The 21,060-nt window shown below is 28.2% G+C and carries 19 protein-coding genes; 18 read left to right on the top strand and 1 reads right to left on the bottom strand.

Annotated elements, in window-relative coordinates; all coding sequences use genetic code 4:
• Positions 1–89: 89 nt before the first annotated feature.
• The 8 genes from msrA (at position 90) to E7Y35_RS01995 (ending at position 7,389) form a co-directional block, all read left to right on the top strand.
• Entirely contained in the window at positions 90–581 is a 492-nt protein-coding gene (msrA, locus tag E7Y35_RS02030) for a peptide-methionine (S)-S-oxide reductase MsrA (RefSeq protein ID WP_283272681.1), read from the top strand.
• A gap of 333 nt (positions 582–914) precedes the next feature.
• The gene (locus tag E7Y35_RS02025; RefSeq protein WP_283272680.1) at positions 915–1,082 is read left to right on the top strand and encodes a lipoprotein; all 168 of its coding nucleotides are present in this window, start codon (positions 915–917) and stop codon (positions 1,080–1,082) included.
• Between the two features lie 28 nt (positions 1,083–1,110).
• Positions 1,111–2,016 carry a C39 family peptidase gene (locus E7Y35_RS02020; protein WP_283272679.1) on the top strand — a complete coding sequence of 302 codons (906 nt, stop codon included), beginning with the start codon at positions 1,111–1,113 and terminating at the stop codon, positions 2,014–2,016.
• 243 nt (positions 2,017–2,259) lie between these two features.
• Positions 2,260–3,300, top strand: a complete 1,041-nt coding sequence (locus E7Y35_RS02015) for a rod shape-determining protein (RefSeq protein ID WP_283272678.1) — start codon at positions 2,260–2,262, stop codon at positions 3,298–3,300.
• 23 nt (positions 3,301–3,323) lie between these two features.
• Complete coding sequence (locus tag E7Y35_RS02010; RefSeq protein WP_283272677.1) at positions 3,324–4,280, top strand: L-lactate dehydrogenase; 957 nt, start codon at positions 3,324–3,326, stop codon at positions 4,278–4,280.
• Between the two features lie 57 nt (positions 4,281–4,337).
• Positions 4,338–5,582 (top strand): replication-associated recombination protein A, encoded by a 1,245-nt coding sequence (locus E7Y35_RS02005; RefSeq protein WP_283272676.1) that lies wholly within the window; start codon positions 4,338–4,340, stop codon positions 5,580–5,582.
• A 74-nt stretch (positions 5,583–5,656) separates the two neighbouring features.
• Complete coding sequence (locus tag E7Y35_RS02000) at positions 5,657–5,881, top strand: heavy-metal-associated domain-containing protein (RefSeq protein WP_283272675.1); 225 nt, start codon at positions 5,657–5,659, stop codon at positions 5,879–5,881.
• A 14-nt stretch (positions 5,882–5,895) separates the two neighbouring features.
• Positions 5,896–7,389: a heavy metal translocating P-type ATPase gene (locus E7Y35_RS01995; protein WP_283272674.1), complete on the top strand. Its 1,494-nt coding sequence runs from the start codon at positions 5,896–5,898 to the stop codon at positions 7,387–7,389.
• Between the two features lie 305 nt (positions 7,390–7,694).
• Here the strand turns inward: E7Y35_RS01995 and E7Y35_RS01990 are convergent, their stop codons facing one another.
• Positions 7,695–8,168, bottom strand: a complete 474-nt coding sequence (locus tag E7Y35_RS01990) for an HAD-IC family P-type ATPase (RefSeq protein WP_283272673.1) — start codon at positions 8,166–8,168, stop codon at positions 7,695–7,697.
• Between the two features lie 14 nt (positions 8,169–8,182).
• On the opposite strand from E7Y35_RS01990, the gene E7Y35_RS01985 reads away from it, so the two are divergent.
• From E7Y35_RS01985 to E7Y35_RS01940, 10 genes are all read left to right on the top strand, one after another.
• Entirely contained in the window at positions 8,183–8,974 is a 792-nt protein-coding gene (locus E7Y35_RS01985) for a translocator protein (RefSeq protein WP_283272672.1), read from the top strand.
• Between the two features lie 446 nt (positions 8,975–9,420).
• Positions 9,421–9,849 (top strand): hypothetical protein, encoded by a 429-nt coding sequence (locus E7Y35_RS01980; protein WP_283272671.1) that lies wholly within the window; start codon positions 9,421–9,423, stop codon positions 9,847–9,849.
• A gap of 31 nt (positions 9,850–9,880) precedes the next feature.
• Positions 9,881–10,588 carry an ABC transporter ATP-binding protein gene (locus tag E7Y35_RS01975; protein ID WP_283272670.1) on the top strand — a complete coding sequence of 236 codons (708 nt, stop codon included), beginning with the start codon at positions 9,881–9,883 and terminating at the stop codon, positions 10,586–10,588.
• A complete protein-coding gene (locus tag E7Y35_RS01970; protein WP_283272669.1) occupies positions 10,581–11,930 on the top strand; it encodes an FtsX-like permease family protein in 1,350 nt (449 codons plus the stop codon). Before E7Y35_RS01975 ends, E7Y35_RS01970 begins: the two co-directional genes overlap by 8 nt.
• Before the next feature lie 415 nt (positions 11,931–12,345).
• Positions 12,346–13,251, top strand: coding sequence for a hypothetical protein (locus E7Y35_RS01965; protein ID WP_283272668.1), 906 nt, complete (start codon positions 12,346–12,348; stop codon positions 13,249–13,251).
• Positions 13,245–16,034 (top strand): hypothetical protein, encoded by a 2,790-nt coding sequence (locus E7Y35_RS01960; protein ID WP_283272667.1) that lies wholly within the window; start codon positions 13,245–13,247, stop codon positions 16,032–16,034. The genes E7Y35_RS01965 and E7Y35_RS01960 overlap by 7 nt, the downstream gene beginning before the upstream one ends.
• Positions 16,024–18,105 carry a hypothetical protein gene (locus E7Y35_RS01955; protein ID WP_283272666.1) on the top strand — a complete coding sequence of 694 codons (2,082 nt, stop codon included), beginning with the start codon at positions 16,024–16,026 and terminating at the stop codon, positions 18,103–18,105. Before E7Y35_RS01960 ends, E7Y35_RS01955 begins: the two co-directional genes overlap by 11 nt.
• Positions 18,106–18,296: 191 nt before the next feature.
• On the top strand, positions 18,297–19,616 hold the full coding sequence (locus E7Y35_RS01950; RefSeq protein ID WP_283272665.1) for a hypothetical protein: 1,320 nt from the start codon (positions 18,297–18,299) through the stop codon (positions 19,614–19,616).
• A 120-nt stretch (positions 19,617–19,736) separates the two neighbouring features.
• Complete coding sequence (locus E7Y35_RS01945) at positions 19,737–20,240, top strand: hypothetical protein (protein ID WP_283272664.1); 504 nt, start codon at positions 19,737–19,739, stop codon at positions 20,238–20,240.
• The gene (locus tag E7Y35_RS01940) at positions 20,233–20,982 is read left to right on the top strand and encodes a hypothetical protein (protein ID WP_283272663.1); all 750 of its coding nucleotides are present in this window, start codon (positions 20,233–20,235) and stop codon (positions 20,980–20,982) included. The genes E7Y35_RS01945 and E7Y35_RS01940 overlap by 8 nt, the downstream gene beginning before the upstream one ends.
• Positions 20,983–21,060: the final 78 nt, after the last annotated feature.

The raw sequence follows: 21,060 nt of genomic DNA, 5'->3' as shown, positions 1-21,060 counted from the left end.
AACTTATTTTAATAAAAGCAAAGAACTATCAGAGATAGTTCTTTTTTTATGATATTATTTATAAACAAATAAAAAAGGAAGGAACAAAAATGAAACGAACAATTACATTAGCAGCGGGTTGTTTTTGAGGAACACAGGCTTATTTCGATCGTCAGCCGGGAATTATTACAACAACGGTTGGTTATGCCAATGGTCATCAACCAACAGTGACATATGATGAGTTATGTCAAAATGAAACGGGATTTGTGGAAGCTTGTCAAATTACTTTTGATGAAACAATTATTTCATTGGCACAATTATTAACTAAGTACTGACAAATCATTGACCCAACTTTAGTCAACCAACAGGGCAATGATGTTGGTTCGCAATATCGAACAGGAATTTATTATGATCAAGCAGATGAAACATGAGCACAACCAATTATTCTTAAATCACGAGATGAAATTGCAAAATATTATCAGAAACCAATTGCTACAGAAATCCGACCGTTATCGTTATATGTTTTAGCAGAAGAATATCATCAAAAGTATTTAGAAAAAAATCCAACGGGATATTGTCACATAGATTTAACAAAAGGTTAAAAAATTAATCATATTAGAAAGATAATTTGATTGCTTCATTTTCGAAAATGATTTTTGATTAGATGAGATATATCTTTCTAGTGTTCAAAAATCTTATGCTGTATGAAATCCATTTCCGAGTATCTTAACTAATGTCCTTTTGTTTGCCATTATATTGTTATTGCTAATGATTAAAAATGATTTCATCAAATTAATTGCTAAATTTTAATAATATTTTGCAAATAATTTGATAAAAATTTAATCTCTTTTTGCTTTTTTATTTTTTTTATAAGATATTACTAATAGTTTAATTTAGATTATACTATTAAGAATTGGAGAGGAACTATTTAAAAAATGCAAAAATTATTAACTATTTTAGGTGGAATAACATTAGCGGGTACAACTATTCCAAATGTTGTATCTTGTAACAAACAAAATAACAAGAATACTAAAAATAAATTAGAAAATATTTATCAAAAAGTAATTCTGAGGGGCTCATCATATCAATTAAATTTAAATTAAATTATGTGTGATTTTTAAGAAAAAGCATATGAAAAAAAAGACAAGAAAATGATGAGTACTAAATATTAATTTAATTTTTATTGTTCTTTTTCTTTTAAGTTTTATGATGTATATATTATGTTGTGCATATGGAAATCGCAACATAAAATTAACTCCACGTGTATTAAGTTATCCTGTTTCATTACGGTCAATGATTACTGAAAATGATTTAGGAACAATTAAGACAAATGGCGCACATCTTCCAGCTGAAAGTGACATAAAAAATAAATTAAAGAATAAATATAGTAATTTAAATATTAATAATATTAAGATCATAAATATTACGCAATGAGAGGCAATAATTGTCGCAAAAGATAAAAGTCCTTATAGGGGAAAAATATTAGTTAAATATGATATTAATAAAGCAACAATTGATAAGTCTATTTCATTACAAGTAAATTTGTTTTATCAAGAAACAAATTATTGATGTGGTCCAGCTACCTTGCAAATGATTGTGGACTATTTTACCAATACAATTATTTCACAACGAGAATTATCAGCCCAATTGTATACTGAACATTATCATGGAACTTATCCCGAAGATATGGTTAACAGTCTGAATCAATTAGCAACCCCTAAAAAACCGCGTTATATTAATAAGAGAATACAACAAAATTTTGGTGGTACTATTGAAGAACAAAAAATATTTTATCAAAATATTAAGTATAGTTTATCGCATAATTTCCCTGTTGCTTTAGCTATTCATGGGAAATATCCTTGGTCAGGGTATATGCGCCATTATGTTGTTATATATGGTATTAAGGCGGCACAAAAATTTGAGAATTTTAAATATTTGATTTTAGATCCAACTTTAGGAAAAATAGATATTGAGCAATCACAAATTCATAATCTTTTTAGTTTAGATAATAATAGTAGAATAAATATTTATAATTAAAATATTTTTAAATGTTCTATGTTATTTTAATTTTGATTAGAAAGTAGTAAATTTAAATAATAAAATTATTATATTATATTTTATCGTTAATAATTTACTACACATATTTTTCTTAACATATAATGGATATATTAATTTATTATAAATTAATCCAAAAATATTAATGGAATTCCACGAACATTATTGTTAATTATTGTTTTTATTTTAAAAAAAGCATATAATTACTATTAAGGAGGATTGGATATGGCGATGTTTAATAATAAAAAGCCAACTTTTGTATCAATGGATTTAGGAACAGCTTATACCTTGGTCTACATATCAGGAAGTGGAATTGTTTATAATGAACCATCAATTGTGGCTTATAAAATTAAAGAAAATCGAATTATTGCTGTTGGAAATGAAGCATATAAGATGATTGGGAAAGGAAATAAAACAATTAGAATTGTGCGGCCAATGGTCGATGGGGTTATTACCGATATTCGTGCAACGGAAGCTCAATTAAAATATATTTTTAATCGTTTACGAATTAATAAGCAATTAGCTAATTCAATTATGTTATTAGCTTGTCCGTCAGTAATTACGGAATTAGAAAAAAATGCGTTAAAGAAAATTGCAATGAATTTAGGAGCAACAAGAGTTTTTGTTGAAGAAGAAGTTAAAATGGCTGCTTTAGGTGGCGGGGTTGATATTTACAAACCTTTTGGAAATTTAGTGATTGATATGGGTGGAGGAACCACTGATATTGCTGTTCTTGCTTCAGGAGATATTGTGTTATCGAAGTCAGTAAAAGTTGCTGGAAACTACTTAAATGATGAAATTTTAAAATATGTTCGTTCACAATATGGTTTAGAAATTGGAATTAAAACAGCAGAAATGATTAAAATTGAAATTGGTTCATTAGCAAAATATGGTGATGAACGAAAAATGAAAGTGTATGGACGAGATGTTGTTTCAGGGTTACCACGTGAAATTGAATTAACGCCAGAAGAAGTTCGTGAAGTATTAAAAGTTCCAGTTTCGCGGATTATTGATTTAGCCGTCCAAGTCTTAGAAGAAACACCACCAGAATTAGCAGGGGATATTTTCCGAAATGGAATTACCATCTGTGGTGGTGGTGGTTTAATCAAAGGAATTGACCATTATTTTGAAGAAACATTACAATTACCAGCTAAAATTGGTGAACAACCATTATTAGCGGTTATTAACGGAACAAAAAAATTTGAATCAGATATTTATGACATTATTCGTCAAGAACACCAAAAAACAAAAGAATTAGATTATTAATTATTATTAGGTAACATTTAGTAATGAAAAATCGTAAAATTGTTTTAGTTGGTTGTGGTTCGGTAGGAACATCATTTCTTTATGCTGCAATTAACCAAGGTTTAGCACAAGAATATGTTTTAATTGACATTAATTATGAATGAGCAGAAGGCCATGCCTTGGATCTAGATAATTGTAATGCTCTCTTAGAACGACCATTTTATAGTGTTAAGGCCGGAACTTATGAGGACTGTGTTGACGCTGATATGGTTGTTGTAACTGCGGGACGTCCGCAAAAAGAAGGCGAAACAAGGTTAGAAATGGTTGCTGATAATGCAAAAATTATTCAAGAAGTTGCATTAGCAATTAAAGCCTCTGGTTTTAATGGTATTTCATTAATTGCCTCGAATCCAGTTGATATTTTAACGACTGTTTATCAAAAAGTAACGGGGTTTGAGTCACACACAGTTTTAGGATCAGGAACTAGTTTGGATTCTGCTCGTTTACGCGGGTTGGTTGGAAAGAAGTTAAACGTTCATCCTAGCTCTGTGCATGCTTATATTATGGGTGAACATGGTGATTCCGCAATGGTGGCCTGAAGTTGTGCTTCAATTTTGGGGAAACGAATTAGTGATTATACTGAAGAAGGACGTTTAACAGTTGAAGATTTAAAAACTTTTCAAGCTGATGCTATTAATATGGCGTATAAAATTATTGAAAAGAAAAAGTCAACTTGTTATGGCATTGGTGTTGTTTTAGCCCACATTGCCCGCATTATTATTCGTGGCGAGAACCAGGCAATCTTAATTGGGGCATACTTGAATGGTGAATATGGTCAGAGGGGAATTTATACTGGTGTTCCAGCAGTAATTAGTAATAATGGATGAGAACGAATTATTAAATTGCATATTAATAATGAAGAACAAGAGCAATTTAATAAATCTTGTCAAAAAATTCATGAGGCCTTAACCGTTGCTTTTGAAGCAATTGGGATGCAATAAAACTGATTTATTATCAGTTTTTTTATGTTATGATTTAAAAAATAGGAGTGAAAATTAATGCAACAACCATTAGCGTTCGTATTACGCCCAACAACAATTGCTGATATTATTGGGCAAAGCCATATTATTAATGATCAAAATGGTCTTATTTCTCGGATGTTGAAATATAACTATGCTAGTTCATTAATTTTTTATGGTGACCCTGGTGTTGGGAAAAGTAGTATTGCTCGAGCTTTGGCTAATGACTTACAATTAGAATATGCTGTTTTTAATGCTGAAATTGATAAAAAACAAGATTTAGAAAATATTATTAAAAGAGCTCAGAATATTGATCGTTTTATTATTATTGTAGAAGAAGTTCATCGGATGAATAAAGACCGACAAGATATTTTATTACAATATTTAGAAAGTGGACATTTAATTATGTTTGCTTGTACAACAGAGAATCCTTATTTTGTCATCAATCCCGCGTTGCGCTCGCGGGCAAATATTATTAAATTAGAACGAATTACTGTTGATGAAATGTTAACGGGATTAAAAAAGTTAATTGCAACTAAAAAATTAGCATTGGCAATTACAGCAGAAGCATTAGTTTTAATATGTCAATTAGCAAGTGGTGATTTACGAATAGCAATTAATATTTTAGAATTATGTTTAAATTTATATCCGGACGAAGAAATTACGGCAGAAATTATTACAAGTATTGCCCCCACAGCAAACTTAATTAATTTTGCCGATGGTGATGAACACCATGATTTAAAGTCGGCCTTACAAAAAGCAATTCGTGGGAGTGATGTTGATGCTGCGTTACATTATTTTGCACGGTTATTAGCAAGTGGTGATCATGAAGCTTTATTACGACGAATGTTAATTATTGCTTATGAAGATATTGGATTAGCTAATCCTGCCATTCCAATGCATGTTAAAACAGCGATTGATACTTTTCGTCAAATTGGCTTACCCGAAGGGCGCATTCCGTTGGGTTTAGCAATTATTGAAATGTGTTTAAGTGAGAAATCGAATAGTGCTTATTTAGCAACTGACCAAGCTTATGAAGATGTTTTGCAAGGGAAAATCTATCCAATTCCGCATCATTTGCGTGATAATAGTTATGCTTCAGCAGTTAAATTAGGGAATGGGATTGGATATCAATACCCCCATGATTTTCCCAATGATTATGTTGCTCAACAATACTCGCCCAAAGAAATGCTAGGAACAGTTTATTATCACCCTAAATTACATAGTGTTTATGAAAAACGAATTAATGACTTATATTATCATTTTACAAAGAAGACCAAGTAGTTACTTTAAAGTAACTACTTGGTTTATTTTTTAGCAGTGCTAGAATTAAGATATTAGAAGTGGAGATGATAATAATGACTCTTGTTAAAATTCATGTGCCTGAACTTACATGTAGTAGTTGTGCAATGGCAATTGAAAAGAAATTAAAAAAAATCCCTCACATTGAATTTCAAATTGGGGTTGTAACACGAACTGTTAAAATTACTTATGATGAAACGCTTGTTTCAAAAGAAGCAGTTTTGCAACAGATTAAAAAAGCTGGTTATGATTTTGATGAAGTTGCAACTGAACAGTTGTAATTAGGTTTATTCATATGCAAAAACAACAGAAGACCAAATTAACAACTCGACAAATTCGTGATTTGTATGAATTAATTATTGCAATTATTTTAGATATTCCGTTATTGCTAGGAATGATTCCTAGTTTAACTATTTTACATAACCAATGATTACAATTAACTTTTGCGACCATTATTTTACTTTATTGTGGTCGTCGTTATTATATTAATATGTTTAATGAAATTTTCCGGTGACATTTGTTGGGAATGAATACCTTAATTGGTTTGGGAACATTACTATCGTATGGTTATAGTATTTATTTAATTGCTAGTCATAGTAGTTATATGCTATTATTTGAAACTGCTGGAACAATTATTATGATTATGCTATTAGGAAATATTATTAATACTAGTGTTCAACGTAAAGTGACAGCTGGAATTGAAGGGGTAATTACCTTACAAGTTGAAGAGGCTAACCGTGTTGATGTTAAACAAAAGGTAACAGTTATAAATACAAAAGAGGTTAATGTTGGGGACATTTTATTAATTAAGAAGGGGGAAAAAATCCCCGTTGATGGAATTATCCAACAAGGAACAGGTTATGTCAATGAAGCAATGCTAACTGGAGAAAGCAATATTATTGTCAAAGAACTTGGAACGGAGGTCATTGGTGGTACTGTGAATATGGGTGAGCCGTTTTATCTTCAAGCAACAAAAGTTGGGAAAGATACTGTTTTGGCCAATATTTTACAGAAAGTGGATGAAATTCAAAGCCAAAAACCCCGCATTCAACGGATTGCTGATCAAATTGCAAAATGATTTACCCCCTTGATTCTAATTGTTGCGCTTGTCACTTTTTTGTGTCAGTATTTTATTTTTCACAAAGGTGATGTTGCCAAAGGCCTTGATATTGCTATTACCGTCATTGTTATTAGTTGTCCTTGTGCACTAGGGTTAGCAACCCCCTTAGCTGTTGCGGTTGGTTTTGGTAAAGCACTAAAAGAAGGTGTTATTTTTAACAACACTAATGCCTTTGAAAAAATTAATAAAATTGATGCGATTGCATTTGATAAAACCGGAACCATCACAACGGGGGAATTAACAGTGCACCAGTTTTTAGGTGATCAGGTTAATAGCAAGTACATTTATCATTTAGAAAAGTTATCGGCGCATCCAATTGCAAAAAGTATTGTAAATTTCTTTCGTTCTGAGCAAGGCGAAATTATTTTTCAACAATTTAAGGAAGAAGCGGGTCTTGGATTATATGGGGTGTATAACAACAATGTTTATCAAGCAATGAGTTATCACACGGCAGTTAAAAAAGATTTTCAAAATTTGTTAGCCCCACAAGTTGCTGCTTTATCAGCGCCTAATCCAATTTTAATTGCGTTAGTAATTAATCAAACAATTACTAATGTGCTTGTTTTAACCGATACGGTTCGTCCTGATGCTGCATCAACGATAGGCAAGTTCACAAAAAAACATATTACAACGCATATGATTAGTGGTGATAAGTTTCTTTACAACTAACTATCCCTAATACTGGGGCCGTGAAAAGCGTTGCCACACTTAGCAACAACAAAAATTTCCGCATATGATTCGTATCCTTTCGTTTTGATTGTTCTTTATTATTTGTTCTTTTTTATTATTTTATTAATGATTAAAATTTCTTAATTATTTACATTCGATTTGATACATTATTTATTAATGATATATCGTAATATATCTCATATTAAAAATAACACAAAAAATATTAAAAAAGATAATTTTTTGCTGAAAAAAATTTTAAATCAAATTACACAATAAAAATGAAAAAGGTATTAAAAAATACCTTTTTACTTAAATTTAACTTTGAAATTATTAAAAACTAATGAATTTAACAAGACTAACAACTGACTAGCACCCATCACAATTGCTCCAATTAGGGGCGGAATAATGCCTAACATTGCTAAGGGAATAGTAATTAAGTTATAACTAAAAGCTCAAAAGAAGTTTCATCAAATTAAGCGCCGTGTTAATTTTGTTAATACAAAAACCTTATAAATATTAAAAATATTTGGTTTAATAATTGTAATATCACTATTTTGAATTGCTACTTCACTCCCTTGTCCCATCGCAATTGCAAAATCAGCTTGTTTCAACGCCACTAAATCATTAATTCCATCACCAACATATGCTGTTACTTGCCCTGTTTCTTGAATGGATTCAACAATCGTTGCTTTTGCTAATGGTGAAACATTAGCATAATAACTAGTAATCCCAACTTCTGTAGCAATTGCTTTTGTTGTTGTCTCATTATCATATGACAATCCGGAAAGTCCCATTGAATTATGAAAATTTAACATTATTTTTTACAAAATATAATACTTTTAAATATAAAGGTGATTTTTTCTTTAAGGATGCCCGATTTCAAAGCGAAATGGATAAAGCGCGAATGACTGCTGATCGTACCGATAATATGTTCAAGAGTTTGTTAGATCAAAATTTAGGACAAAAAATTCGGAACTACTTTTCTTATTTGCCAAGTGAATATAACTTTGAAATTAAGAATTTAACCCATTTTAATAGCTATCAATTAAATACGCTTTATTCTTTAAAATTTCAACTCAAAATTACTAGTTTGAAAAATAACTTTAATTTTATTCAAGATAACTTAGTATTGCAATTTACTGAAACAAAACAATATGATGAACAACGATGATTAACGATTTATTTAGATTATTTAGAAAGCTGAGGAAGTTTTCTATGAGCAAAAAAATATCCTGGTTTTGAAAATAATGGCCATTTACCAAATCACCCTTTTGCAAAATGAACAACAGAAGATGATAAAAAAGCTTTTACAAAAAATAATGATGACACAGTATTAGGATTTTTGTCAAAATACTATACTAATCTTTTTAGTAATCAAGGAATCGAAGAAGATTTATGGCTTTATCAAGATAAACAATTTCAAGTAAATACGCTTGATTACCAGTATTTAGGACCAACACCGTGTGATTCTAATGGCCAAGAAGGTGTTCGTGCGCAAGTTACCTTACTTTTCACAAGTTTCGAAAATTTCGAGATTACAGCAACCAAAAGTTATGAATTATGAATGGAGTATTCTCATGTTTAGTCGTGACGAGAAGAAGGTGTTAGAAATTTTTATTGCTTTTGATAGTTATTTTATGTTATTTTTAAAATGGATAATTTTATATCCTTTGATAGCAAAACTATCAAAGGATATAAAATTTATAGTAATAACTTATTTGAAATAATTAGTTGTTATAACTTATCAATTATTAATAATATTAAACTTTATAAGTTAGAAAAAATTATTTCTATTTTTAGTTCAATCTCAATTTTAGGTGCGGAACTGTTGTTGCGACTGGTTTAACAATAGTTGCTAGTAGTAAAGCGGTGAATAAGCAAAATTAATGTTAACTTGTTAAAAATTAAAAATTAAGTTATCATTAAATAAAAGTGAGGGAATTACTAATAAACTATCGTCAGCTGTTTCAACAATTTAATTTAAAGTTATTACCAACATTATATTTAATATTTTTATGTTGATATTTTTTAATGTTGCCATTTTTTTCTATGTTAGTACCATGGTTTTTATTAGCATTAGTTTTAGCATGACTGTACAAAAAATTTAGTAAAAAAGCAATATTAGTTAGTGCTTGGTTTATTTTTCCTTTAATATTAACATTATGAATGTTTATTCTACAAATTGCTTTTATAATTTTTACCTTTAAACAATTTCATGAATTTTTATTTATTTTAGGTTTTTATATTTTATTTAAAAATTATTTAGACATTATTCTTTTACAAAACCTTGTGATCAAATGATTATTAATTGCTGATTCTAAAACTATTAGTTCTGTTTTTGAAGTAAAATCTTTTAATCAACACCAAAGTCGTCAATGATTATTATTACGCATCATTGCAATTCAAAATATCTTAAAAAAATTAAAAATTAAAAAGGTGTTATCACCACCAACTTTTTAAAATAACTAATATTTTTAGAAAGGGTGAAAGAATGACACAAGCAATAGTGATAAAAAATGTTAGTAAAAATAATATTTTAAATACCATTAATCTTGAGATTAATAACCAAGAAATTATTTCAATTATGGGTTTTAGTGGTTCTGGGAAAACTACGTTATTGAATTTAATGTCAGGGCTTGATAAACCATCAAGTGGCTTGATTGAAATCAATGGGGTAAATCTTACTACCTTAAAAGAACCTAAATTAACAAAATTTCGGGCAGAAAATATTTCATACATTTTTCAAGATTATAAATTAATTGATTATTTAACAATTAAAGAAAATATTTTAATTACCCAAAGAATTAATAAACAAAAGATTGATAATAACAAGTTAGATTATTTAATAAAATCCTTGAATTTAGAACAAGTAAAAAATTTAAAAATTAATTATTTAAGTGGTGGGCAAAAACAACGTGTGGCAATTGCTCGGGCTTTAATTGGCAATAATAATTTTATTTTTGCTGATGAACCAACAGGAGCGTTAGATTTAATTACTAGAGATCAGATTTTAAAAGAATTAATTAATAATGTTAAACATTTTCAAAAAACATTAATTATTGTTACGCATGATCCATATGTTGCTCAATATTCAAATCGAATTATTTTTATTGATAACCAGCAAATTGAATCAATTCATCAGCAAATGGAACTTACTGAAATTGAAAATAAAATGAAAGCATTATTTAAGAATGTTTAAATTTACTATTTATCAATTTAAGAAAAATTGGTATATATCATTGGGAACTTATTGTACTCTTTTTATTGGAGCATTATTTATTGGCACATTTTTAAACTTATTAATAGCTAGCTTTATTAATAGTGCAAAACCTAATACAACAAATACAACGTTGTTTTTTATCATTTATTTTGGTTTAGTTACTTTAATATCGTTATTAATAATTAAAACAATTTTAAAGTTAAATTTTAATTTAAAATTAGAACAATACATGAACTTAAGAATTTTAGGTTTTCGTATTAGTAAAATTCGATGAATAGTTTTTTTAGAAAATATTATTTTTTTGTTGCCAATTTTAATTCTAGCTTTTGGATTATCTTTTCCATGTGCGAATTATTTTATTAAAATATTGATTCAAAAAGAAATTGTTGATTCTAATTTTGTTTTATATCAAAATCCAGGATTAATTGTTGGATATGTTATTATTGGAACAATAATGGTTAATACTCTTTTATATTTAGCAACTTTAAAAGTAAAAACAATTAGTATTACAAAAATAAACAATAAGAATAAAGATAACAAAAAAATTTGATGAGTAAAAATTATATTAGGTTGTCTCTTCCTTAGTTCTGCTTTTGGGATTTATTATTCTAATGCAAGATTAGATGGTGCTACTTTTTTATTTGGTGGGTTATTTATGATTATTGGATTTAGTTTAGTTGGTAAAGACATTATAAGGCTAATTTTATTAGGACTTACTCAAATAAGTAAAAAGAGCGTATATTTTCAAAATGCTATTAAAGAGTTTTATAATGCTTTAAATAAACTATTTCAAATTATTTTAGTAACAATCATTATTATTTTTTTCTTAATATATTCATTATATGGTCTTAGGATTGGTTCTACCCCTACAGTTGTTAATGAGCCAAGTAATAATCATGAGCAATTAATTGTCTTTAAACATGCGTTAGAATTTTTAGGAACAGTTCTGCTTTATGTAATGGGTGTTTATGCAGTTGTTATTGCTATTAATTATTTATGAATTTTTATAATTAGTAATCGGACAGAATATCAACTATTAAGAAAACTAGGTTATCAAAAAAGTAAAATATATTGACATATTTTTTATCAAACAATTTTATTGAGTTTTTTTGGGGTAATTTTTAGTTACTTGCCAACATTATTTATTGGTTTAATGTTTGATGAACAACATCTTTTACAAGAACCACTTATTTGAATTTTAACGCCAATAATTTTATTTAGTGTAATTATAATCATTAGTTTTAGTATTCTTTATTATCAGTTTCAATTTAAAAATTATTTTAAAAATAGAGCTTTTAAAACTAAATTCAATCTTAAATAAAATACTTTTTTATCTATAATTTAATAAGTATTAATTTAAAAATAAAATTCTAGGTTATAACAGTAATATTGAAGATGTATTGTCTAACCTAGGAAAGCCTTAAAACGTAAGGGCAATATGGGTGATTTCATAAAAGAAAATTCAAAAATTTTCTTTTTTTTCTTTTTTTGTTTTGAAAATTATACTTATTGCTTTTAATAATTGTTTATGTTATTTTTAAAAAGGATAATCTTATATCCTTTGATAGCAAAATATCAAATTATATAAAACTATGGTAATAACTTATTTGAAATAATTAGTTGTTGTAACTTATCAATTATTAATAATATTAAACTTTATAAATTAGAAAAAATTATTTCTATCAAAAATATTAGAATCGTAATTAATAAAAATATTAATGGAGGAATTAGTTTTTATGAAAAAATTTTTAGCGTTGTTAACTGCGATGGGAATAACAGCGGCTGGTGTGGGGCCAGTTGTTAGTTGTCAAACAGGTAATAATGATAGTAATAATGTTAAAGTACCAATTACAACAGAAAATTTGACTGCTTTTTTTGCGGCCAATCAGACATTTGAGTATACGGGGGAGTTCTTCTTTAAGGATAAATCACTTCAGACTGCAGATGAAACTGACCGAATTCAACATGGTTGAGCATCAAATATTTATGATGTATTAATTGACAGTACATTTGGGCAAAAATTTAATGATTATTTTACTTATTTACCAAATGAATATAGTTTTAAATTAGGCAATGTAAAAGTATATTATAAATATACTTTGAATCAAACTTATGAAATAAAGTTTATGGTAATAATAAAAAGCAATAAAAATGATATAGATTTCAAACAGGAAAATTTAGTTTTAAAGTTTACCGAAACTAAACAATTTGCTGAACAACAATGACTTGATGAATATATTAATTATTATATTAAGTTAGGTGATGTAATGTGAACACAGAAATTTTCAGGTTTTCGTCCTCATTTATTAGATAGTCCGCTTGCTCTTTGAAATGAGCAATTTCCGCAGAAAAAGTATCAGGAAAATAATAACCCAGAGATTTTAAAAGCAATTTCTGCGCATTATGTTCAAGCTTTTTCTAGCGAGACAGATAGTCATGCAAAATGATTTTATCGTGAAAAAAGAATTAAAGCTATTGCTAATAGTTTTGAGTACTTAGGACCAATACCAGTAGGTCGCCCTGAAGGTGTGCGTGTGAAAGCAAATTTGACTTTTTCATATTTGAATAATAACAAAATAACAGCAACAAGAGATGTAGAACTATGAATGGATTATCGACATAGTTATACTATAAAATGATAAATAAATTTTTTAAATCAAAAAAAGTTATTTCTATTTTTAGTTCAATCTCAATTTTAGGTGTTGGAACTGTTATTGCAACTGTTTCAACAATAGTTGCTAGTAGAAAAACAGCAGATAATGTTTATTATAAATTTGATGGCAATGTTTTTCGTTCAAATGCTGCCTTAATGCAATATGTTAATAATAATATGAAAGTAGAATCATATTCAACACAAAATAATTACTATTTATACAATAATAAGAGTTATGGCATGAATGATTTTGCAAAATTGGAAGCTGATATGATAGCTAAAACACCAATCAAGGAATATTATACTTATCGTAATCCGTACAATTATTTAATTGATAGTGGTAATCAACTATCTAATCAAGTTTTAACATCGAATGTTGATCAGTTAACTTCTGTTTATAAAGGAAAGGATGGTAATGCTTATTTATCAAAAAAAGAGGCAATTCAGACTTATACTGATTTTCAGAAGGTTTATCAATTAGGTAATAGTAACAATAATGATACTAGTATTGAATTTCAAAACAAATATGAAGCAATTCAATATTTAGAAAATATTGTCACAAAAAACTTAGATAACAATATTCAAACTGATCGTTATGAAATGGCGGGATCTTTCTTTACAAAAGATCAAATTTTATCATGATTAAAATCAACTACTGATATTCAATATAACTATAATGGTTATCGCTGATCAAAATTAAGTCATCCTGATTTATCCCAAATGTTATTAACAGAAAGTGATAAAAATAATTATATTAAATCTTATCAACCATCAAACCAAACTTATTGGTTAAATCTTGATTCTCGAGGATTAAGTGGTAATTTTTCAGGACCATTGTATATTGAAATTGATGATTCGTTTACTACTTTAACAGATAAGTTAAAACATAATTGGAAAAAAGTTGGTTCCAATACGATTAATATGATAATGCAACCACTTGTTCTTTTCTCGAGTCTTATTAACACGCAGTTAAATTCAATTGAGGAAAATAAAGATAATAGTTGGGATATTAATAGAGACTTCTTTGCTTATACGGAGGATGGAGAAAAGAAATTTGAGAATTCATTTTTAGCGGCAAATACTACAGACTATTGAAAAGAAAATAATGGTTTTCGCTTTGAACAACTAAAGGTTGATTTAAATCGAGTCGTTGGAATGAGTCGTTGAGAAAAAACATTGGCCTTTTTACAACGAGTTTATAATTATACGTTAACCGTTAATCATTCTGGGAATGAAACTAGTGCGGTGGCATTTATTAATTTGTTACGAACAATGTTAAAAAATGTGATTAAAAGTAATACTGATATGTTTCAAGATTGTTTGGATGCTATTTTTCAAGATCAGCATGGGTTAACATCAACCCAAGAATTAATGTTAACTGATATTATTAATATGTTTATTAATCCGTCGAAATTTATGTATGAATCACCATCAAAAGTAAACAAGTTAACAACTGTAATTAATAAGATTCAGCAAATTGGGGATAGTATTTTTGATGCATATAATAAGATTCAACGAATTCATCAGAATAGTCAAATCATATCTGAAGCAGAAATTAAGTTAGTATTGTCATCATATCAAGCTTATTTAGAAAATGGGCAGAAGTATTATGTGATTGGTGGGGAAAAATTAAGTTCGCAAGAAGCCTATCAAGAAGTAGCAAAAGTTTTGCGTGGTAATTTAACAATTAATAAAGATGGTTCAAAAATTGATATGAAAGCTGGTTTCAAACCGGTTTCTAAGATAGCTAAATTTGCTGGTAAAGTTGTGGCAGGAATGCAATTTGCAAAGGCAATTTGAGATATTGGTAATCTTGTTTCACCTTTTCGTTTTAATACTTATGAAAATGATTTAGGGAAAGGGCAAAAGTTATATTATCAAACAACTGAGTTTGAAATTCCAATTCTAAATATTCCATTGTCAGGAACTAACCCAAGTAATGTTGTTAATTTAACGCCAATTGAATTATTTTCAAATGGAAGCATTGTTAGTGATAATGATGAAGAAGCGAAAAAAGAACCGATCTTTGTCGTTTTAGGAAGTATTATTGTTGGTAAAGAACAAGCTGAGAAGTACCTAAAAGAATATATTTTAGCAAATCCAAGTCAATTTCTATCAACTCGTTCTTATTATATTAATGTCATGAGTCAGCAAGAAACAGCTGAAATTGCAGTAGATAAAGATAATCCTGATGATGCTTTCCAAAAGTTAAAGCAATTTACTAACCAGATTTTTACAAAATACTTTGCAAAGCAAGCAGTAAAAATGTATTTTGATGGGATTGATAAGTTCTTCAATAATCCAATTGATGCAAGAAATAGTTTGAAAGCAAAGATTACCAATAACCAATTTATTATTAAATATAAGTTTACTGATTTAGAAGGTATTACAAAATACTATGATGATGAAGCAACATTAATTAATGAACAAAATTATTATATTGAGAATAATGTCTTAGTATCGAAAACAATTTTACAAAGTGATTTGGTAAAAACCATTCGCTTTGATAAATTAGCGCATCAAATTGGGGCAACAAGTAAAGTTTATAGTGTTATTTTTAATGGTCAAGAACGCTATTTTTTAACTGCTAATGATGCGAAAAGTTATGTGTATCGTAACTCCGATATTGTGTTAAAAACTGATAAAGTAATCAATTATTATGTTTTCTTTGGTGATTTACAGTTTAGTAACGAAAGTGCTTTTTATAAATGAGTTAAAGATAATACGCAACGCGTTAATGGTAAAGGGGAGGTTCTTGAAAATGGCAATTAATTTATTGAAAGGGTTTCTTGGAAGTTTAATTTTAACAGTAACTCCAGTTGGAACAGCAATGAGTGCGGCACCAGATTATGGAACTGATGTTTCATCACCAGAAGGAGCCTTATTTAAGATGATTAAAAACTCATCAACAACTGTTGATACTAAAACAGAATGAAATTATGATGGACAAAAATTTTATTCACAACAAGAATTAGATGGTTATATTATGCAAAATAATAAAGTAGAAACAATGCAAACATCATCTAATCCCGGGAAAATTATTAATGACTACCAGTATCGGACATTAGATCCAGAAAAGGTCTATGATATTGATTTTAATAATTACCAATTAATTTACCGTGATGCTTATGGGAATGCGACTTTATCAAAAGATATTGCCTTAGAAACTTATACTAAAAATATTACGTCAAAATATAGTTATGATGCTATTAATTGATTTGATTCACCCGAAGAAGCAAAAGCAGGATTTATTTATAAAGGAGGATTACATAAATCACTTTATTACTATGTCAATGGTCGCTATTATAATGCATTTAATTCAGCAGATCAAAAAGCATTAAAAAGTGTTTTAACAGAGGGATATAGTTTAGCACCAAGTAATTTTACTGGTCAAGTTCCAATTTATGGGACGCGTGATAGTTTGCGTAATATTATAGCTAATAACTTTCGAACATTTTGAACAAATGCTAATAATATTAATGAACCATTAAATTATGCTAATTTTTTGGCAACAAAAACAACTCAAAAAATCTTTCTTTCACCCGGAAATGGTAATTTAATTAAAGTTAGTGTTAATAAAGGGAGTCAAAAATTTTATTATGCTGGAGAGACGGTTGAAATTGGAGATACTGAAGGTAAGTTTAATATGGCCGATTTTACTTCTAGAAATGGTTGAAAATCTCATAAACAATCTGATGATGGATGAAATTCAGTTGGAAAGTATTACTATACAAGAACTTTCTCTAGCGGTGGTAAAACTTATGATTTAACTTATATGCCAACCAATTCAGGAATTGGTTGAAAATTTAGTGATTTCAACTGAGAACGAGTTGCGGCAAGCAATAAATATGATTCAACAATACTGTTATATGATAATGACATTAAGAGTACAACGAAAAAAGAATTATATCGTTGAGAAAAATTACCAATTAATATTACTAGACCACAAGAAATTCCAACGCAATATGTTCGCCAAGCTTATGACTTATGATTTAATAGTTTCTATGAGGAGAAGTTTTTAAAATTAGATAAAGTTGATGAAAATGGTGTTCCTTATAATAAATATGGTGTTAAGGCTGATGTTCTTTACGATGTTAACGGAAAACAAGGACATCGTTATTCTCTAAATGAAAGTGTTAAATATTATGAAGAAAGTCTAAAGCCACAAATTTTAGCTGGTCCAACCGCAACAAATGAAAAAGGTGAAATAACTTATAAATTACGAGATGACTTTTATGCGACAAAAGCACAAGTTGATAACTATCTTTTTCTAACGGGGATTGTTGATACACGGTTAATGTATACATACCTTGATGTGCAAGATATTTCCTCACAAGATGGTTTAGCATTAGCAATGACTGAAGCTGATGCTCGTGAGAAACAGTTTCAATATGAAAAAGGGATTTTATTAAAAAAATACTTTGCCTTTGATGTTTTTGGCAATAGTGTAATTTCCGCTGAAAGTAGAGAAGATGCTATTGCAAAATTACATAAAACAATTACTTTAACGGGAAAATACATTAACCGCAAAGAAATTGCTAGTTGAGATAATGGTGTGATGGCTTATGATAATATTATTCAAGATGGGATTTATAGTGTTTATCGGATTTATAGTCAAATTCGCGCCGATCAAGGTTTAATTCCCTATATTTATTTTGATAGTTATCATTCAGCTTTAGTGGCAATTAAAGCGGGGATTAACAAAGAAATTAACATTACAACAACCACTGTTAATATTTATTTATATGTTTATCTGGATAAGAACGGAAATAAACACTCATATACATATACCAGCGATGAGGAAATTAATGCAATTGTGGCAGAAATTATGCAATTAAGGTAATGTTCATTGAATTTAAATTAAAGAAAATTCTGCCAATATTAAGCAGAATTATTCTCTTCGGTGTAATAGTTGGTGGTATTCTTAGTGCTTTATTCTTGTTTCCGCAAGATGATCTTATTTACAATTTTAGTGGTTTAATTATTATTGCTTTTTTAGTTGTAATAGTAATTATATTATTATTAGGAAATTTAATGCAAAAACAACCAAAACAGCAAATTAGTCAAGACAAGGTGGTTTACTTTTTAACATTGTTTTTCCTTGTCCTTTTTCTGGCACTATTTATTAGTTCATATGGTTTGTATGGATTATGGTTTTTCTTATTTAAGGTTTTATCCCCAGTTTGTTTAGTGGGCTTAGTTTTTCTATTTTCCTTAATATTAACATGCTTTTTAAAAGATCTTGGTTATGCGGTTACTTTTTGTGTTCCCGTTTTCCTTTATCCGTTTATTTTTATAAATCATAGTAAAGCCTATTTAGCTTTGGGTGCTATTTTTGGTGGTATTATTTTAGGAAATATGATTGTTACTTATCTGAACTGCGATTTTATAAAGCAAGGAATGAAACGAGAATTTATTAAACAAATTTTTAGTAACAATGTTAAAATTTTTGTTTTAATATTTATTGTTAGTTTAATTTTGTTTTTTGTCTTAGGAAATGATATTTATGCTTTGTTTAGTCCAACTATTAATTTCAATGAAAAATCATTACTAATTAATTTAAGTGCCTTTGCTGTTTTTATTATTTTATTAGTTTTTCAACTCAAACCATTAATTATTTTTCTGCTTACAGTGATAGTACAAACAATTACCGCTTTTGTTTTAAAATTATTAACAGTTACTAGTAACTATAACTTTATTTCATTTCTATTGTTTCAGCAAACTGAAATGTTAACTAATTTAAGTTTATATTTATTTAGTTACTGTGTTGCAATGGTATGATTTGTAATTTTACTAGTATTAGTTAGTTTTAAAACAATGTATCGGCAATTTATGACTAATTTAGCAGTGATTCAGTATCTTAATACTGATTTTAACAAGATTGGTGATCTTGCTAATTATCAGTATAAGTATCTTTTTTATCAAAAGACTTGAATTGATTTATTAACATATCATAATCAAAGTAAAGCAATGACATTAAGACTTTTAACTGATGAAAATGAGGTTAACGTGCGTTTTGTACAAACAACAGTTATTTATCAATTGTATTATCAAACAGTACAGGTCTTGCTACCATTCTCAATTAATTTATTATGAGCCTTAGTTTGAACAAGTAATAGTTTTGGTATCACAATGTTAACAGCATATTCTTGGTTTTTAAAAGGTGCTTGAGTTTTTTATTTTGTAATTACTTTGTTAACCATTTTTATCTTGTTACCAAATATCCAAGATTGTTTTTTCTATAATTGATGGAGTTGGTTAATTCATCGAATAAAATTAGTTCAATTGCCAACTACGCGAAAAACAAAATCACGGCGAACACAAAAAAGATGAAACCAAAACCGTAAAAAATAACAAAATGAACACAATTGTGTTCATTTTTTTGTTATGATTAAAGCGAAAAGACCTATGAAATAACAAGATTATAATAATAAAAAACTAGTGAAAGATACTATTTAGAAAGGCAGGGATTTTGTGCCACGAAAATTAATCGTTAATAATTTGGTTATTGGCAATCAATTTTTAATCCCCGTTGATATTGAAAATAAGGTTATTATTAGTAATGTTCATTTTGAATTACTATGTTATGATCGCACCGCAATGGCGCGGAAAAAGGGGTACTTATTATGAGAGCACCAAATTGTTTTGAAATTATTTGATTATTATGATGTTACTAATATTTTAAAAATAACAATTATTGCCGGTTTAAAGTTTTTGAATGAGAAAGTAAAAACTGAAACAACATACCTTGCTTGTTATGATGGTATTAGTCAAAGCAGTGCGTTAGCATTTATTTATTTGGTTGCAAATAAGATTATTCCAACATTACCTTTTGAAAAAGCAATTGTTCATTTTTTGACAAATTATTATTCGTTAATGAAATTAACCCAAGGTATTTATGATTTTTTAAAACAACATTATCCTTATACAATTTTAAACGAATTGTCCCAAGCAAAGTGGCAAGATCTGCATGGCTAATTTACGAATTGAGTTAGGCAATTATACGGTTAAAATCTATCATCGCAATAAATGCCTATTTAATAATCCAAATTTAATTATTTATGATCTTGATACAGGATATTATTTATGAATGGGAAATTTGGCCAAAGAACAAATGAACGGAACTTTAAATATTGTTAAAACCCGGTTATTGGAACGAGATAAACTAGTTAATTTAGAAAGTTTATTAATTTATCTTAACAATTTAGAATTAGATTTTGTTGAAAACCAGTTTTTTCTTGTTCATAATTTTACTTGTACTGAAAATGAACGCTTGGTAATTAAGACTAATTTCCCAAATCTTAAATGAATAACGATTAAACAACATTATGGGTTAATGCTCCGGTCGAATCATTTTTATGTTGATGTTAAGACAAGAAAAACAATCATTTATCAACGCAGTACCAAAGATGTTTTTAAATTAGATTATGGGTTAATTAATTTACAAGAATCTGTCCAGTTTTATCTTGCCCGAACTTTTAATGTTATGTTAGATCCAACCGAATTAATTGCCATCATTCCGCAACTTTGCCAGGAAAAATGAGCTTCATACCAATTGCAAGGCATTAGTCTTACTAGAGAAGCTTTTGAAGATATTATTTTAACAGACTATCATCAAGTAATGCATGGTTTTTTACAATTAAAACAAAAGATTAAAGCGGTAACAAAAGGGGCATCAATCGTTGGTAATAGTAATTACGATCTTTTAGCAAATATTTAAAATAGCACAGAATAAATTATAAGAAGTGGGGGAAATTACGACAAATTGTGACTAATTTAGAGATAAATAATAAAAATT

Origin of the sequence: Spiroplasma sp. SV19, from assembly GCF_030060925.1 — a bacterium.
GTDB lineage: Bacteria > Bacillota_I > Bacilli_A > Mycoplasmatales > Mycoplasmataceae > Spiroplasma.
Note: the sequence above shows the minus strand (reverse complement) of the source record. Positions and strands in the feature narration are given on the sequence as shown.